Raw genomic sequence first — 16085 nt, forward strand, 5'->3', positions numbered from 1 at the left:
TTCCTCTGATCAGTATACGCGGGCCTTCGGCTCGATCTTGTGGGGATCGATGCCGTCTGCGATGAGGTCGGTGTGGACAGGCCGGTAGTCGAGCTTCACGTCGCCCGCCTCGTTCACCCAGGCCAGCGTGTGCTTGCGCCAGTTGACGTCGTCGCGGCCTGCGAACGGACCTGACGTGTAGTCTTCGCGGGCGTGCGAACCGCGGCTTTCCTTGCGGGCTTCGGCGCCGTAGATCGTCGTGATGGCGTTTGCCATCAGGTTCTGCAGTTCCAGCGTCTCGACGAGGTCGGAATTCCAGATCATCGAGCGGTCGGTGACCTTGATGTCCTTGAGTTCGCCCCAGATTTCCGAAAGACGGCGGCAGCCGGATTCCAGCGATTCCTGGGTGCGGAACACGGCTGCGTCTTCCTGCATGGCGCGCTGCATCTTCTCGCGCAGCACCGCCGTCGGCGTGCCGCCACTGGCGTAACGCAGGCCGTCGAAACGGTCCATGATCTTGTCGCAGGCAGCCTTGTTCAGCGCCGGCACCGGTGCGTCGCGATCAATGATCTCGCCAGCACGGATCGCCGCAGCACGGCCGAAGACCACGAGGTCGATCAGCGAGTTGGAGCCAAGACGGTTTGCGCCGTGAACCGAGGCGCAGCCGGCTTCACCGACGGCCATCAGGCCGGGGATGATACGTTCCGGGTTGGAGCTGTCGGCGTTCAACACCTCACCCCAATAGTTCGTGGGAATACCGCCCATATTGTAATGGACGGTCGGCAGAACCGGGATCGGCTCGCGGGTCACATCGACGCCGGCGAAGATCTTTGCGCTCTCGGAAATACCCGGCAGGCGCTCATGCAGCACGGCCGGATCGAGATGGTCGAGATGCAGGARGATGTGGTCCTTGTTCTTGCCGACACCGCGGCCTTCACGGATTTCCAGCGTCATGCAGCGCGAAACGACATCGCGCGAGGCGAGGTCCTTGGCCGACGGCGCATAACGCTCCATGAAGCGCTCGCCTTCGGAGTTGACGAGGTAGCCGCCCTCGCCACGAGCGCCTTCGGTGATCAGACAGCCTGAGCCGTAGATGCCGGTCGGGTGGAACTGCACGAATTCCATGTCCTGCAGCGGCAGGCCCGCACGCGCGATCATACCGCCGCCGTCACCGGTGCACGTATGGGCAGAGGTTGCCGAGAAATAGACACGACCGTAACCGCCGGTCGCCAGCACCACCATCTTGGCGGCGAAGCGATGGATCGTGCCGTCGTCGAGACACCAGGCGACAACGCCGGTGCAGCGGCTGCCGTCGTCGGACATGATCAGGTCAAGCGCAAAGTATTCGACGAAGAACTCGGCGTTGTTGCGCAGCGACTGGCCGTAAAGCGTATGAAGGATGGCATGGCCGGTACGGTCGGCAACGGCGCAGGTGCGCTGTACCGGCGGGCCTTCGCCGAAATTCTGCATGTGACCGCCGAACGGGCGCTGGTAGATCTTGCCTTCCTCGTTACGCGAGAAGGGCACGCCGTAATGCTCGAGCTCATAGACCGCCTTCGGCGCTTCCATGGTCAGATACTGCATGGCATCGACGTCGCCGAGCCAGTCGGAACCCTTGACGGTATCGTAGAGGTGCCACTGCCAGCTATCGGGCGTCATGTTTTGCAGCGAGGCGGCAATACCGCCTTGGGCGGCAACCGTGTGCGAGCGGGTCGGGAATACCTTGGTGATGCAGGCCGTGCGGAAGCCCTGTTCGGCCATGCCGAGCGTGGCGCGCAGACCGGCGCCGCCGGCGCCGACGACGATCACGTCATAGGAATGGTCGACATAGGTGTAGGCCTTCCCATTCTGAGCGGGTGAAGACGTTGCCATGATACGGTTATCCTACGAATGCGATTTTCAGAATGGCGAAGAGACAGAGGCCTGCGATCAGCACCGCAAAGAACGTATTCAGCATCAGCAGCAGCAACTTGCCGATCTCGCCGTGAACGTAGTCCTCGATGATGACCTGCATGCCGAGCTTCATATGGATGGTGCCGGAGATGACCATCAGGCCCATGATGACGGCGACGAACGGGTTCGACAGTGCTCGAACCACGTCGGCATAAGGCGCGCCGGCATAGACGATCATGAAGATGGCGAAGAAGATGATGAGGGGCACATTGGCGACGGCCGTCAGGCGCTGGCGCCAAAAATGATCGGTGCCTTCCTTGGCGGAGCCGAGGCCGCGAACCTTGCCCAGAGGAGTGCGCATATCCATGAGTGCGACCTTCAGAAGCGAATGATGAAGCCGATCACCCAGACCAGCACGGTCAGACAGAGCGATCCGATGATATTGGCGATTGCGAGCTTGGTCGAGAATTCCTTCTCGAAGCCATGTCCAAGGTCCCACATGAAGTGGCGGAAGCCGCCGAGCAGGTGGTGGATCAATGCCCAGGTGTAACCGAGCAGGACAAGCTTGCCGATAATGCTGCCAAGCACCCAGTTGGCCCAGTCGTAATAGGCCTGGCCGGTGGCGGCCGCGATCAGCCACCAGGCAATCAGCAGCGTGCCGAAATAGAGAGCGCCACCGGTGATACGGTGAACGATCGACATGACCATGGTGGGGATTGGCTTGTAAATTTGCAGATGCGGCGACAGGGGCCGGTTTGTCACATTCGCCATCAGAACCTCGCGGCGTCTTCTCTTTGCCCTTGATGTCAGGGGCATTCTCAGTCAACCACACGAATGACAAAATTCTGTGTGCGTTGCATCAATCTCGACGTTTAATCACCGAAACCCCTGACGACAAGCATAATTGCTGCCTGCTTTTAATTTAATCGATTCGCGTTACCGGGAAGTTTTCACGGCCGCGAAACTCGTCTCTTTCGCTCTATTTTTAACCTGACTGCACACCTGCGTGGACAACATCGGCCTTTTGGCGCAATCTGGCGTTAACGATTTGTTAGCGTTTCGGAGTTTGGTCCATGTTTCCCAGTCTGCCCAAGACCGCCCTTGCTCTTATCGCGGTGCTGGCAGCACTGCCAGCCGCAGCTGGAGAACGCCACTTCGATCATCACTTTCCGCGCCACAACGGCTTTAATGACGGCGTCTTCCTCGGCAGGCGCACACACTGGGACAGTGGCCTGCATTTCACACGTGACAACGTCATCCGCTATCGCCCGCGCACCCCTTTTCTCAGGCAGTTCAACTATCCGGGGACAAGCCGTTACGGCCGCAACAACATCGTCGTCATCACATCCCAGCCCCAGAATTATGATCAGAATTACGGGAGCAACGGCGTCTACGCCGGATCGTCCTATGCCTATCAGACGGATGGCGGGACCTATGTCGGCGGCGACGGGTACTATCGTCTGGCCGGGCCGGAGCGCAACCTTGCCCCGAAGGCCAAGGTGATCGATGTCGGCATCGCCGACGATCCCTGCTCTTATGAAGCCAATGTCTGCGTCATCAGACCCTAAGGTCTGAACCGCCAGACAGTCGTCTTCTTGACCTCGCTGTCTTCAAGCGCCCGGGTGACGGGCACTTCATAGACGGCGCAGAATTCCAGCCTATCCCTTGGCAAATAGGTGCGCCCGGGATCGCCGACCAGCACGTCCTTGCCCTCGGCCGCGAGCGTCTCGAACCAAGGCACGAGCGCCCCGGCGAAGGATTTGTCGTAGAAAACGTCGCCTGCGAGAACCACATCGGCATCGACGTTCTGACCAATCAAATCGGTCTCGTTGAAGTCCAGCGAGACCGAATTGGCGGCCGCATTCAGCCGCACCGCCGTCTGTGACCACGGATCGATATCGGAGGCCGTCACCTTGGCCGCGCCAGCCTTGCTTGCGGCAATTCCCACCAATCCGGAACCGCTCGCGAAATCCAGTATGCGCTTTCCTTTGACCGTTTCGGGCTGATCGAGAAGGTAGCGCGCCAGCCCCTGACCACCCGCCCAGGCAAAGGCCCAGAAAGGCGGCGGCAGGCCGATCGCCTCCAGCTCCTCTTCCGTTTTCAGCCAGAGCTCATGAGCTTCGCTGGCCAGATAAAGCTGGATTTCCGGCACATGCGACGGCGCAAGCAGGCTGGTATTGGCGCGGATGAAGGTTTCCGGGTCAGTTTTCAAAGCTGCTCAGCGCGGCGGGTTGTCGAAACCGCCCATGCGGCAGACCTCGGCCCATTCGTCGTCGGTCACCGGCTGCACGGAAAGCCGCATCGAGGTGACCAGCGACATCTTGGACAGTTTCTCGTTTGCCTTGATGTCCTTCAGCGTCACCGGCTTCGGCACGTCCATGACGGCGCGGATATCGACGCAATCCCAGCGATCGTCACCCTTCGCTGTCGAATCCGGATGCGAGAGGGCGCAGACTTCGACGATACCGACGATCTCCAGCCCGTCATTGGAATGGTAGAAGAAACCCTTGTCGCCGATCTGCATGGCCCGCATGTTGTTCCGCGCAAGGTAGTTGCGCACACCGGTCCATTCTGTGCCCTTCTCGCCGGCCGCCTTCTGCTGTTCCCAGGACCAGGCCGCGGGCTCGGATTTATAAAGCCAATGCGCCATCGCCCTCAAGCCTCCGGCTTGTTGAAGACCCAGTTGAAGGGCTTCACCTCGACGCTTTCGAAAAGGCCGGCCAATGCATAGGGGTCGGCAGCGCCGAGCGCCGTGGCATCATCAGCCGTTTCGGCATGGACAATCACGAGACTGCCATTCGGCTTGCCTTCCGTATCGAGAAACGGGCCAGCCATGGCAAGTTTGCCTTCGGCATTCAGCTTGTTCAGGTAATCCAGATGGGTCGCGCGCGTTTCCATGCGCACATTGAGATGGCCGGGCTTGTCCTTGCAGAGAAGGGCGAAAAGCATGTCTGTCTCCTATTCGGTCGTAATCGGACGTGTCATCAATTGTTCGATGGCTTCGGGTATGCCGAGCCTGCCGTCGATGATCGCGGAAACCGCGTCGGTAATCGGCATCTCGACGCCGAGCTCCTCGGCAAGTCGCGAGGCAACTGCAGCAGCAAAGGCCCCTTCCACCAACTCGCCATGCGAAGGATCGACCTTTTCGCCGCGTCCGAGCGCAATGCCGAAACGCAGGTTACGCGACTGATGGCTGGTTGCCGTCAGCACCAGATCGCCAAGGCCGGAAAGCCCGCGCGCCGTATCGGCATTGCCGCCCTCGGCGACGATGAAGCGCGACATCTCGGCAAGCCCGCGGGCAATCAATGCCGCGCGCGCCGAATCGCCAATGCCGGCGCCTTCGACAATACCGCAGGCAATCGCCAGCACATTCTTCAACGCACCGCCAAGCTGCACACCGATGCGGTCTGCCGAGGCATAGAGGCGGAAAGTGCGGCCGGAGATCGCCTGTGCCAGCCGCTCGGCAACCTGCATGTCGGCCGCGGCGATGGCCATGGCCGTCGGCAGCCCCTTGGCGATATCGGCGGCAAAGCCCGGGCCGGAGAGAACGCCAACCGGATGATCGGGCAATTCCCGCTCCAGCATGTCAGTCAATAGCGCGCCTGTTTGCCTTTCGATGCCCTTTGCGCAGGTGACCAGGACGGCATCCTTGGCCAGATAAGGACCATATTGCCGAGCGGCGTCTGCCTGCGCTTGTGACGGCATGGCAAAGAGGACGATGCCCGCGTCGGCGATCGCATCTGCCTCAGCGGAGAATTCCAGCGTTTCCGGCAGTGGGATGCCAGGCAGAACAGCGTCATGAAGCCGTTCCGACCTGAGATCTTCGATCAGCGCGGGATCGCGGCCGACGAGAATTGCCGAATTGCGCCCAGTGAGCGCGATGACGGATGCAAGCGCCGTACCGAAAGCTCCCGATCCGACCACAGCGATCCGTTCGCTCATGCCTTGGCTCCCCGCTTTCCCGATCCGAGCACGGTTCCGGCCTTGGAATCGAGCGGCCACCGCGAGCGCGGCTGCACATCGAGATCGTCTGGCACTACTCCCTTCGCCATGCGCTCAAGTCCGGCCCAGGCAATCATCACGGCGTTGTCGGTGCAGAGGTGAAGAGGCGGCGCGATGAAACGGAAGCCATTCTTGTCGCAGAGCGCCTGAAGCGTGCTGCGGATCTCCTGGTTCGCTGCGACGCCGCCGGCCACCACCAGCGCCGGCTTTTCGGGAAGGTCCGGAAATTCCGCCTTGAACCGCTGCAGGCCGCGGCCGATGCGATCTTTCATCGTGCGGGAAATCGCCTTCTGGAAGGAGGCGCAGATATCGGCGACATCCTGATCCGTCAGTGGCGCGATCTCGGTCGCGGCCTGACGCACGGCCGTCTTCAGGCCCGAGAAGGAAAAATCGAGCCTCGCTTCGCCAACGAGCGGCCGCGGGAAATTGAAACGGTCGGCATTGCCACCCTGCGCCATCCTCTCCACCGCCGGCCCGCCGGGATAGGGAAGGCCGAGCAGTTTCGCCGTCTTGTCGAAAGCCTCGCCCAGCGCATCGTCGATCGTCGTGCCCCAACGCTCGTACTCGCCGATGCCGCGCACGAGGATGAGCTGCGTATGGCCGCCGGAAACGAGCAGCATCAAGTAAGGAAAGGAAAGACCATCCGTCAGCCGCGCCGTCAGCGCATGGCCTTCCAGGTGGTTGACGGCATAAAGGGGTTTGCCCGCCGCCTTGGCGATCGCCTTGCCGGTCATCAGCCCGACAAGCAGCCCCCCGATCAGGCCAGGCCCCGATGTCGCGGCAATCGCGTCGACATCCGAGAGCGACACATTGGCGCGCTTCAGGGCTTCGTCAATCAGCTCGTCCAGCGCTTCGACATGGGCGCGGGCCGCAATCTCCGGCACCACGCCACCATAGGCGCTATGCTCGTCGAGCTGGGAAAGAACGACATCCGACAGGACATTGGAGCGGCCTTCGGCATCGCGCTCGACGACCGCAACGGCGGTCTCGTCGCAGCTTGTCTCGATGCCGAGGATGCGCAGAAAGGGAGCCATGAAATCTGTTCGTTGATTGCGATAGGGGTTAAACCTGTTTACGAGAACTCCGGTAACAACGGAACAAAGCGGATGCAAACAAAACCTTTCCGTATCGGCACGCGCGGCAGCCCGCTGGCGCTCGCACAGGCGCACGAAGCCCGCGATCGGCTGATGGCAGCCCACAATCTCCCCGAGAAAATGTTCGAAATCGTCGTTCTGACGACCAAGGGCGACCGCATTACCGACCGTTCGCTGGCCGAGATCGGCGGCAAAGGACTTTTCACGGAAGAGCTCGAGCAGCAGCTTACAGCCGGCGATCTCGATTTTGCCGTGCATTCGAGCAAGGACATGCCGACCAACCTGCCAGAAGGTCTCTGTCTCTCGGCCTATCTGCCGCGTGAAGACATTCGCGACGCGGTCGTCGGCCGCACCGCTCCGAAGCTGATCGACCTGCCCCATGGCGCAACCGTCGGCTCATCCTCGCTTCGCCGTCAGGCGCTCATTCGCCGCATGCGGCCGGATATCAACGTCATCACTTTCCGCGGCCTTGTGGACACGCGCCTGCGCAAGCTGCAGGAAGGTCAGGTCGACGCGACGCTTCTGGCGCTTGCGGGCCTCAAGCGTCTTGGCAAGGTCGAGGTGATCACCGATATCCTCGACCCCGATAGCTTCCCGCCGGCACCCGCACAGGGCGCAATCTGTATCGAGAGCCGTATCGGCGACAACAGGATCGACGAACTGCTGACGCCGATCAACGATCCGCCGACCTTCGACACGGTCTCCTGCGAACGCGCATTCCTTGCCGCCCTCGATGGCTCCTGTCGCACGCCAATTGGCGGTTACGCCATCTGCGAGGGTGATCAGATCCGTTTCTCGGGTCTCATCATTACCCCTGACGGCCGCCATCAGCATGCGATCACCATAGATGGCAATCGCCGCGATGCCGCTGCACTCGGCACCCGCGCCGGACAGGATGTCCGCGCAAGAGCAGGAAGCAGCTTCTTTGAGGACTGGAGCTAGCCGGCATGCGAGTGCTCGTCACCCGTCCGGCACATTCGGGCGAGCGAACCGCTCAACGTTTACGCGAGCTAGGCCACGAGCCACTATTGCTGCCGCTGACCCGTCCCATTCACGATGCGGCAGCCGCTCTTCAGGCTCTGGAAACAACCACTGGGGCGATAGCGATAACGAGCGCGGAGGCGGTGCGCACGCTACAATCTCTGGATGACGCGCTGACACCCCACCTTTCGCGCCGTCTCTTTGCCGTCGGCCAGACGACGGCTGAGGAGGCCCGCAAGCTGGGATTCCGCTCCGTCACGACGTCGTCCGGCAGCGGCCGCGAACTGGCCGAGTTGATCGCGGCAAACAATACCGGCGGGCTTGTCTATCTCGCCGGCCTTCCGCGTGCCGAGGCCTTCGAGACGCGGCTGACCGAGCTGGGGCGTCAGTTCTCAGTGGCAGAATGTTACCGGATGGAATCTATCGCTCTCGCCCCCGGGACGGTCGCCACCTTCCTCACGCGCAATCCTCCTGATGCTGTTCTTTTCTACTCCCGTCAAACGGCCGCAAATTTCTTTCAGATCCCGCAGGTAGAGTCCCTTTTATTGCAGCTGCCGAAAATCCGTCTCATTTGTCTCAGCAACACTGTAGCGGAAGCTGTTCCATCTCTTTTGAGCACAGCCTTGGAGATTTCGCCGATGCCGGATGAAAAAAGCCTTTTGTCGCTGCTTTGAAGGCTTTAGCCGCCCAAATTTGATCTAACCTCTTCCCTTAACTGCCGTCCCTGTCTAGTTTCGTTGCAATGCAGGATAATGAGGACCTCATGGTATCGGGAAATCCGCCACGCCACTCGAAGAGCTCCGACAAGCCGGTCACGATTGACCTGGACGCGCAGGACTTCGCCTCGGCGACTGATCCTGAAAAGCCTGCTGAAGAAGCCACACAAGCCATCGATGATACGCCTGTCGCCGAGGCCGTCTCCGCCGCAGAAGCCGCGGGTGAACCGCTGTCCGAACACGAGAGCGAACGCGCCGCCGGCGCGCAGGATGGATCCTTCTCCAAGGAACCCCCGCTCTCGGAACCGCTGCAACCGCCGCCGCCGCAGAAGGGAGCGGTCACTTCGGGTCTGATCGCCGCGGGCATTTTCGGCGGCCTTGTCGCACTGCTCGGCGCCGGAGCCATTCAATATGCCGGTTATCTGCCGGGTTCCTCCACCTCGCAGACGAATTCAGCCGATATGGCCGATCTCGCCGGCGAGATCGAAGGGCTCAAGCAATCGGTCGCAAGCCTTGCCGCCAATCCGCCGCCGGCCGCCGATACAAGTGCTCTCGAAAAGCGCGTCGCCGCTCTCGAAGCGGCTCCCCAGACACCGGCATCGGGCACATCGACCGAGCCTGGCGGTGTTGAAGCGCTCAACCAGAAGATTGCAGATCTGACTGCTCAGATCGAGCAGTTGAAGACGAGCCTTACGCAGACCACCGAACAACAGGCCTCCAACGGCGCCGATCTTTCCAGCCGGCTCGCCGAAGCCGAAAAGAAGCTGAACGAACCGCGCGAAGACGTCGCCGTCGCCCGGGCTATCGCAGCCGCAGCGCTCAAGGCCGCGATCGACCGCGGCGGCCCTTTCATCGCCGAACTCGATACATTTGCCGGCGTAGCACCCGATGATCCCGCTGCAACCGATCTGCGCGGCTTTGCCGAAACCGGCGTGCCCTCCCGCGCCGAGCTCATCCGTCAGGTTCCCGATGTTGCCGCAGCGATCGTCGAGTCCGTCAACCAGCCCGATCCCAACCAGAGCTGGTCCGACCGGCTGATGTCGAGCGCCAAATCCCTGGTTTCGGTCCGCCCCGTCGGAAATGTCGAAGGCGAAAGCGTTGAGGCGATCGCCGCGCGCATGGAGGACAAGGTGAAGAACGGCGATCTGCCCGGTGCAGCCACTGAATGGAACAGCCTGCCTGCTGCTGCCAAGCAGGCTTCCGCCGCCTTCAAGCAGTCGCTCGAAGCTCGTATCCGCGTCGAGGATCTCGTTGGCGGCGCTCTCTCGAAGGCCGTTTCCGGCACCGGCAAGGAAGGATGAGTATGGTCCGCCTGGTTATCTTCGCGCTCCTCGTCCTCGTTCTCGCATATGGTTTCTCCTGGCTTGCCGATCGTCCCGGCGATCTGTCGCTGATCTGGGAAGGCCAGATCTACCAGACCAAGCTGATCGTGGCGGCAAGCGCCATCATTGCGCTGATCGCTGCCGTCATGGTGGCCTGGTGGTTCGTCCGACTGATATGGACCTCTCCGCACTCGGTGACGCGCTTCTTTCGCGCCCGTAAACGCGACCGCGGTTACCAGGCGCTGTCGACCGGCCTCATTGCAGCTGGCGCCGGCAATGCCCTGCTCGCCCGCAAGATGGCGGCCCGCTCGCGCGGTCTTATCCGCGCCGATCAGGAACCGCTGATCAATCTTTTGGAAGCACAGGCGGCGCTCATCGAAGGCCGCTACGACGAGGCACGCTCCAAGTTCGAAGCGATGGCCAACGATCCGGAGACTCGGGAGCTTGGCTTGCGGGGCCTTTACCTGGAGGCCAGGCGTCTCGGCGCAAACGAAGCAGCCCGCCAATACGCGGAAAAAGCGGCCGACAATGCGCCATACCTGCCGTGGGCAGCACAGGCAACGCTCGAATATCGCAGCCAGTCCGGCCGTTGGGACGACGCCATCCGCCTGCTGGAACAGCAGAAGGCCGCCAAGGTTGTCGAAAAGGCGGAGGCCAACCGTCTGCATGCAGTGCTGCTGACGGCGCGCGCCGATGACAAGCTGGAAAGCAATGCCGCCGGCGCTCGTGACGATGCCCTCCAGGCGCTGAAGCTTTCAGCCGATTTCGTGCCCGCCGCGCTTATCGCCGCAAAGGCGCTGTTCCGCGAGAACGGCATACGGAAGGCTGCCTCCATTCTCGAACAGGCATGGAAGGCCGCGCCACATCCCGAGATCGGTCGCGTCTATGTCCGCGCCCGCAGCGGCGATTCGACACTCGATCGCCTGAAGCGCGCCGAGCGGCTGGAAGGCATGCGGCCGAACAATGTCGAATCTCTCCTCGTCGTCGCACAGGCCGCACTCGATGCACAGCAATTCGCCAAGGCGCGTGCCAAGGCGGAAGCAGCCGCCCGTATCGAACCCCGCGAGGCAGCCTTTCTGCTGCTTGCAGACATCGAGGAAGCAGAGACCGGCGATCAGGGTCGCGTGCGCCATTGGCTGGCACAGGCGCTGAAAGCGCCGCGCGATCCGGCCTGGGTTGCCGATGGTTTCGTTTCCGACAAATGGTTGCCGGTCTCGCCGGTGACCGGTCGTCTCGACGCCTTCGAGTGGAAGGCACCTTTCGGCCAGCTCGAAGGACCAGTCGAGGAAGGGTCGACCGCCCCGATCGAAACGGCGCTGAAGACCTTGCCGCCGCTGCGCCATACCCGGCCGGAAAGCGTGGTCAACGACCACCGCATTATCGAGCTGGAACGAGCCGCAACGATTGCGGAAGCCGTGCGGCCAGCACCTCCGGCCCCTACACCGGCAAAAGCCAATGAACCGTCCACCTCCCGACCGGCTCCTGCTGCGTCTGAACCAAAGCCCTTCTTTGGTGGCCTGCCGGATGACCCCGGCGTGCGCGATCCCAAGATGGAGCCGGAAACCAAGACGCGACTCCGCCTTTTCTGAAATGGAACAAAAACCGCATGTTCGAACGCTTTCAGGCATTCTTCCAAAATCTGACCGCCGACCGCCCGAAATCAGGCTTTGCGCCCGATGACCCTCGCATCGCGGTGGCCGCGCTCTGTATGCAGGTCATGGAGGCCGACGGCCAGATCAAGGACAGCGAGAAGAAGCGGCTGCGCAAGCTTCTGAAGGAGCAATACGCGCTCGACGGCAAACAGCTCGACGCCTTGATGGCCGCGGGGCTGGAAGCCGAAAGCACGGCAGTTGATTATTTCCGCTTCACCTCCGATCTAAAGAGACATCTCAATACCGAGCAGCGTCTGGAGCTGATCGGCATTCTCTGGGATATCGTCTATGCCGACGGCGAGCGCAGCGAGATGGAAGACCATGTGATCTGGCGGATCGCCGATCTCCTGGGGGTGTCCTCTCGTGAGCGTATTCAGAAGCGGCAGGAGGCGGCGGCACGAGTGACAAACGCACAGGTGGTGCAGGACGATGGCGACTGACAGGATAGTGAGACGCGACAAGCGTCCCATTCTCATCATTCTTCATCAGGAGCGCTCAAGCCCCGGCCGTGTTGGCCAACTTCTTGTCGAGAAAGGCTACGACCTCGATATCCGGCGCCCCGTGCTTGGCGACCGGCTGCCCTCGACGCTCGACGACCATGCGGGTGCAGTGGTCTTCGGCGGCCCGATGAGCGCCAACGATCCCGATGAATTCGTCAAGGCGGAGATCGACTGGCTGGAAATCCCCCTCAGGGAAAACCGTCCCTATCTCGGCATCTGCCTCGGCGCACAGATGCTGGCGCGCCAACTCGGCAGCAAGGTCGCGGCCAATTGCGACGGGTCTACCGAGATTGGCTGGTATCCACTCCATACGACGGAGAAGGGCCGGCTGCTGATGCGCTGGCCGAAGATGGTCTATCACTTCCACCGGGAAGGATTTGAACTGCCGCATGGCGCCGAGCTGCTGGCATCCGGCGACGCTTACCCCAACCAGGCTTTCCGCTACAATGGCAACGCCTGGGGCCTGCAATTCCATGCGGAGCTGACGCGGGTGATGATGCACCGCTGGGTCGTGCACGGCGCCCATCGCTTCATCCTGCCGAATGCACAGCAAGGACGCGAACATCTCGAAGGCCGCATGTTGTTCGATGCGCCGCTGAGAGCCTGGCTCGACGAATTTCTCGATGTCGTCTTCGAAGGCAAGCCGACCATGGCCAGGACGACTAGGGCGCTTCTCGTATAGGCGCGTCGAGCGTATCGATCTTCCTGAGCTTCGGAAAGCCGCTTGCCCAGAGCGCAGCGACCGCAAGCGTACCGACCCCGCCGATGATGACGGCCGGAACCGCACCAAAGGCCGAGGCCATGGTGCCCGCTCGGAACTCGCCGAGCTCATTGGACGCGCCGACAAACACCATATTGACGGCGTTTACGCGACCGCGCAGATGGTCCGGCGTCCAGAGCGCAATCAGGCTCTCGCGAACATAGACGGAAATCATATCCGCAGCGCCCATGATCGCGAGCGCTGCGATGGAAACCTCGGTATTGGTCGAGAATCCGAACACGATAGTACCAACGCCGAAAATCGCCACGCCGATGAACATATACAGGCCGGCCTTGTGCTTCAGCGGATAGGCGGCAAGGAAGATCGCCATGATGATGGCGCCCACGCCCGGCGCCGAACGCAGCAGGCCGAGGCCCCAGGGCCCGAGCGTCAGGATATCACGCGCAAAGATCGGCATCAGCGCGGTGGCGCCGCCCAAGAGAACGGCGAAGAGATCCAGCGAGATGGCCCCAAGCACCACCTTCTCTTCCCTTATATAACGGAAACCGCCGAGGATCATGTCCCAGTTCTTGGCTTCACCCGTCGTCTTCTGCGGCGGTTTCGGGATCGTGTAGAGCAGGATCGCGCCCAGCGCAGAAAAGATGACTGCGACCATATAGGCCGTCGAAGCGCTGACGCCGTAAAGCAGACCGCCGAGCACGGGGCCGGTGATGGCCGCAAGCTGCCATGAGGAGGAATTCCAGGCGATCGCGTTCGAAAGGTCCTTCTCCGGCACGAGGTTCGGCGCAAGCGACTGCACGGCAGGCGTCATGAAGGCGCGTTCTATGCCGAAGATCAGCAGCACCGCGAAAACCGGAATTGGTGAAAAGCTGCCGGTAATCGTCATCCCCAGGAGCGCAAGCGTGCAGAGCGCGCTGACAAGCGAGCAGATCGAGGCGATCGCACGGCGATTGTGCCGGTCGGCCACCGAACCGGTGACTAGGATCAGCGCGAGAGACGGCAGGAACTGCACAAGCCCGATCAGGCCAAGATAAATGGCGCTGCCGGTCTGGTCATACATCTGCCAGCCGACGGCGACGCTGACGATCTGCTGCGAGAAGGAAAGCAGAAACCGCGCGAAGAAAAAGCGGGTGTAGGACGGATGCCGGAACGCGGCAAAACGGTCTCCGGTGGGCGAAAGCGACATGAAGCTTTTTCCGAGAGAGCGGGCGCAGAATTGCCTGCGAAGCGGCCCGTTAAACATGATTTGCCATGCGTCTCCACACGGCCCTTGCTCGTTTAATCGCCAATGTCTACATATCTGTCAACAACGAACTGGAGACGGTAATGGCGGGAATTCTTGAAGCCATTTTTTTGATTATCAATGTGGCTTTGAACCTCTATTGGTACGTGATCATTGCCAGCGCCATTTTCTCGTGGCTGTACGCATTCAATGTCATCAATTCGCATAACCAGTTTGTCAGCCAACTGGGTATGTTCTTCTATAACGCCACCGAACCTGCATTGCGGCCGATACGCCGCTTTTTGCCCAATCTGGGTGGCATCGACATCTCTCCGATCGTTCTGTTGCTGATCATCCTGTTCATACAGGCCATACTCAACAACCCGATCAAGCCTTTCCTATTTTCGCTGGTCGTTTGAGCCGTCCCTGGAGGCTTTCCGGTGATCACGTCCGTCTTGCCGTAAGGCTGACGCCGAATGGCGGGCAGAATGCCATCGACGGTATCGAACCAGATGGCGAAGGCGGCATGTTCTTGAAGGCGCGTGTCACCGCCGTCCCGGAAAAGGGAAAAGCCAACAAGGCCCTCATAGCGCTCGTCGCCAAGTCTTTGGGTATTGCAAAGTCCTTGGTCAGCCTTGCTGCCGGCGATACGTCGCGCAAAAAAATCCTCCGGATCGATGGCGATCCGGAGGATTTGATCAACAAGCTCGAAACACTACTCGGCTAGAGCAATTCCGGCAAAGATGTGCAGCGGTTTTGCATCCGCAATTACGCAAAGGCCGGAATCAGGCCTTTTCTTTCTTGGCGCGCTCGATGGCTTCGAGGATCAGCTCGCCTGCTTCCTTGGAGTCGCCCCAGCCATAGATCTTCACCCACTTGCCAGGCTCCAGATCCTTATAGTGCTCGAAGAAATGCTCGATCTGCTTCAGCGTGATGTCCGGAAGATCGGTATAATCCTTCACCTTGTCATAACGCATCGTCAGCTTCGGCGAAGGGACGGCGATGATCTTCTCGTCCTTGCCGGAATTGTCTTCCATCTTCAGAACGCCGATGGGGCGCACGTTGATAACGCAGCCCGGAACCAGCGGACGGGTGCTGGCGATCAGCACGTCGATCGGGTCGCCGTCTTCGGAAAGCGTATGCGGCACGAAGCCGTAGTTGCCCGGGTAGGTCATCGGCGTATAGAGGAAACGGTCAACGACCAGCGTGCCGGCTTCCTTGTCCATTTCATACTTGATCGGATGACCGCCGACCGGAACCTCGACGATAACGTTGACGTCTTCAGGTGGATTCTTACCGATTGAAACGGCGTCGATGCGCATAGGAAACTCCCGGGAGGTTGAATTGCTCGAAGCCAGTTAATCGGTTTCATGACGCAACGCAACATGCCTCGCAAGCAATGCTTAATGCGCGCGGGCGTCAAAATATATAATTTTTCTAATGAAAGATGCAGCGACTGCGGTACCGCAATCAGTTCCAGATGAAGCCGATCTTTTTGATCTGCTTATGGTCGAAATTTTCCATGCCTTCGCAGAAATCGACACCGCCATGGTCGCGATAAAAGCCGGCTGCGGTCTCATTTTCTTCCAGGCACCAGACGACCATACCGTTACAGCCGAGAGATTTCAGCAACCGCCGGGCTTCACCGAAAAGCAATTTTCCGAGGCCGATACCCTGATACTCCGGGCGCAGATAAAGCTCGTAGATTTCGCCTTCCTGAGGCAATGCGCGAGCGCGATTGAGGCCGAGGGTCGCATAACCCGCCACAGTTCCTGCCACATCCAGAACAAGCAATGTCGCCGGACCGCGCGTCGCCTTGCGCCACCAGTTTTCGCCGCGGCGCTCGATCATCTGCGTCAGAGCACGATGCGGAATGATGCCGGCATAGGTATGCTGCCATGAAAGCCGGTGGGCTTCCGAAATGGCTCGGGCATCATGCGGTTCAGCCCGCCGGACATCGATCGACAACGTCTTCATAACGCTTACTCTGGTCCTGCCGGAGG

General features: G+C 60.8%; 20 protein-coding genes. 9 read left to right on the forward strand and 11 right to left on the reverse strand.

What is annotated here, in order from left to right; all coding sequences use genetic code 11:
* Nucleotides 1-9 precede the first annotated feature (9 nt).
* From sdhA to sdhC, 3 genes are read right to left on the reverse strand one after another with little or no spacing between them, the layout of a single operon-like run.
* Nucleotides 10-1851: a succinate dehydrogenase flavoprotein subunit gene (sdhA, locus tag AC1DF8_RS08015; protein ID WP_477995644.1), complete on the reverse strand. Its 1842-nt coding sequence runs from the start codon at nt 1849-1851 to the stop codon at nt 10-12.
* Nucleotides 1852-1858: 7 nt separating this feature from the next.
* Complete coding sequence (gene sdhD, locus AC1DF8_RS08020) at nt 1859-2239, reverse strand: succinate dehydrogenase, hydrophobic membrane anchor protein (protein ID WP_112545616.1); 381 nt, start codon at nt 2237-2239, stop codon at nt 1859-1861.
* Between the two features lie 11 nt (nt 2240-2250).
* Nucleotides 2251-2643 carry a succinate dehydrogenase, cytochrome b556 subunit gene (sdhC, locus tag AC1DF8_RS08025; protein ID WP_112545617.1) on the reverse strand — a complete coding sequence of 131 codons (393 nt, stop codon included), beginning with the start codon at nt 2641-2643 and terminating at the stop codon, nt 2251-2253.
* Between the two features lie 302 nt (nt 2644-2945).
* Between sdhC and AC1DF8_RS08030 the strand changes: the two genes are divergently transcribed.
* Nucleotides 2946-3440, forward strand: a complete 495-nt coding sequence (locus AC1DF8_RS08030) for a hypothetical protein (RefSeq protein ID WP_477995646.1) — start codon at nt 2946-2948, stop codon at nt 3438-3440.
* Here AC1DF8_RS08030 and AC1DF8_RS08035 read toward each other — a convergent pair.
* From AC1DF8_RS08035 to tsaD, 5 genes are read right to left on the reverse strand one after another with little or no spacing between them, the layout of a single operon-like run.
* A complete protein-coding gene (locus AC1DF8_RS08035) occupies nt 3437-4084 on the reverse strand; it encodes a class I SAM-dependent methyltransferase (RefSeq protein ID WP_477995647.1) in 648 nt (215 codons plus the stop codon). The two genes, AC1DF8_RS08030 and AC1DF8_RS08035, sit on opposite strands and share 4 nt — an antisense overlap.
* Before the next feature lie 6 nt (nt 4085-4090).
* Nucleotides 4091-4522 carry an EVE domain-containing protein gene (locus tag AC1DF8_RS08040; RefSeq protein ID WP_037101755.1) on the reverse strand — a complete coding sequence of 144 codons (432 nt, stop codon included), beginning with the start codon at nt 4520-4522 and terminating at the stop codon, nt 4091-4093.
* A gap of 5 nt (nt 4523-4527) precedes the next feature.
* Nucleotides 4528-4821, reverse strand: a complete 294-nt coding sequence (locus AC1DF8_RS08045) for a YciI-like protein (RefSeq protein ID WP_113209722.1) — start codon at nt 4819-4821, stop codon at nt 4528-4530.
* A 9-nt stretch (nt 4822-4830) separates the two neighbouring features.
* The gene (locus AC1DF8_RS08050) at nt 4831-5814 is read right to left on the reverse strand and encodes an NAD(P)H-dependent glycerol-3-phosphate dehydrogenase (RefSeq protein ID WP_477995650.1); all 984 of its coding nucleotides are present in this window, start codon (nt 5812-5814) and stop codon (nt 4831-4833) included.
* Complete coding sequence (gene tsaD, locus AC1DF8_RS08055) at nt 5811-6908, reverse strand: tRNA (adenosine(37)-N6)-threonylcarbamoyltransferase complex transferase subunit TsaD (protein WP_477995652.1); 1098 nt, start codon at nt 6906-6908, stop codon at nt 5811-5813. Before tsaD ends, AC1DF8_RS08050 begins: the two co-directional genes overlap by 4 nt.
* Before the next feature lie 72 nt (nt 6909-6980).
* Here tsaD and hemC point away from each other — a divergent pair, with 72 nt between their 5' ends.
* The 6 genes from hemC (at nt 6981) to AC1DF8_RS08085 (ending at nt 12821) form a co-directional block, all read left to right on the forward strand.
* Complete coding sequence (gene hemC, locus AC1DF8_RS08060; protein WP_477995654.1) at nt 6981-7910, forward strand: hydroxymethylbilane synthase; 930 nt, start codon at nt 6981-6983, stop codon at nt 7908-7910.
* A 5-nt stretch (nt 7911-7915) separates the two neighbouring features.
* On the forward strand, nt 7916-8623 hold the full coding sequence (locus AC1DF8_RS08065) for a uroporphyrinogen-III synthase (RefSeq protein ID WP_477995656.1): 708 nt from the start codon (nt 7916-7918) through the stop codon (nt 8621-8623).
* Nucleotides 8624-8691: 68 nt separating this feature from the next.
* Complete coding sequence (locus tag AC1DF8_RS08070; RefSeq protein ID WP_477995658.1) at nt 8692-9966, forward strand: COG4223 family protein; 1275 nt, start codon at nt 8692-8694, stop codon at nt 9964-9966.
* Between the two features lie 2 nt (nt 9967-9968).
* Nucleotides 9969-11576, forward strand: coding sequence for a heme biosynthesis protein HemY (locus tag AC1DF8_RS08075; RefSeq protein WP_113206165.1), 1608 nt, complete (start codon nt 9969-9971; stop codon nt 11574-11576).
* A gap of 17 nt (nt 11577-11593) precedes the next feature.
* Entirely contained in the window at nt 11594-12079 is a 486-nt protein-coding gene (locus tag AC1DF8_RS08080) for a tellurite resistance TerB family protein (RefSeq protein WP_112545627.1), read from the forward strand.
* Nucleotides 12069-12821, forward strand: a complete 753-nt coding sequence (locus AC1DF8_RS08085; protein WP_112970812.1) for a glutamine amidotransferase — start codon at nt 12069-12071, stop codon at nt 12819-12821. Before AC1DF8_RS08080 ends, AC1DF8_RS08085 begins: the two co-directional genes overlap by 11 nt.
* On the opposite strand, the gene AC1DF8_RS08090 is transcribed toward AC1DF8_RS08085, so the two are convergent.
* On the reverse strand, nt 12802-14046 hold the full coding sequence (locus AC1DF8_RS08090; protein ID WP_112970811.1) for an MFS transporter: 1245 nt from the start codon (nt 14044-14046) through the stop codon (nt 12802-12804). The genes AC1DF8_RS08085 and AC1DF8_RS08090 overlap by 20 nt on opposite strands.
* Before the next feature lie 65 nt (nt 14047-14111).
* Here AC1DF8_RS08090 and AC1DF8_RS08095 point away from each other — a divergent pair, with 65 nt between their 5' ends.
* Together AC1DF8_RS08095 and AC1DF8_RS08100 are read left to right on the forward strand one after the other, a co-directional pair.
* A complete protein-coding gene (locus AC1DF8_RS08095; protein ID WP_112545630.1) occupies nt 14112-14501 on the forward strand; it encodes a YggT family protein in 390 nt (129 codons plus the stop codon).
* A complete protein-coding gene (locus tag AC1DF8_RS08100; protein WP_477995661.1) occupies nt 14498-14809 on the forward strand; it encodes a DUF167 domain-containing protein in 312 nt (103 codons plus the stop codon). The genes AC1DF8_RS08095 and AC1DF8_RS08100 overlap by 4 nt, the downstream gene beginning before the upstream one ends.
* A gap of 58 nt (nt 14810-14867) precedes the next feature.
* On the opposite strand, the gene ppa is transcribed toward AC1DF8_RS08100, so the two are convergent.
* Nucleotides 14868-15404 carry an inorganic diphosphatase gene (gene ppa, locus AC1DF8_RS08105; RefSeq protein ID WP_112545632.1) on the reverse strand — a complete coding sequence of 179 codons (537 nt, stop codon included), beginning with the start codon at nt 15402-15404 and terminating at the stop codon, nt 14868-14870.
* Between the two features lie 148 nt (nt 15405-15552).
* On the reverse strand, nt 15553-16059 hold the full coding sequence (locus AC1DF8_RS08110) for a GNAT family N-acetyltransferase (protein ID WP_112545633.1): 507 nt from the start codon (nt 16057-16059) through the stop codon (nt 15553-15555).
* Between the last annotated feature and the right edge of the window lie 26 nt (nt 16060-16085).

This window comes from Rhizobium sp. 05N49, assembly GCF_056396805.1.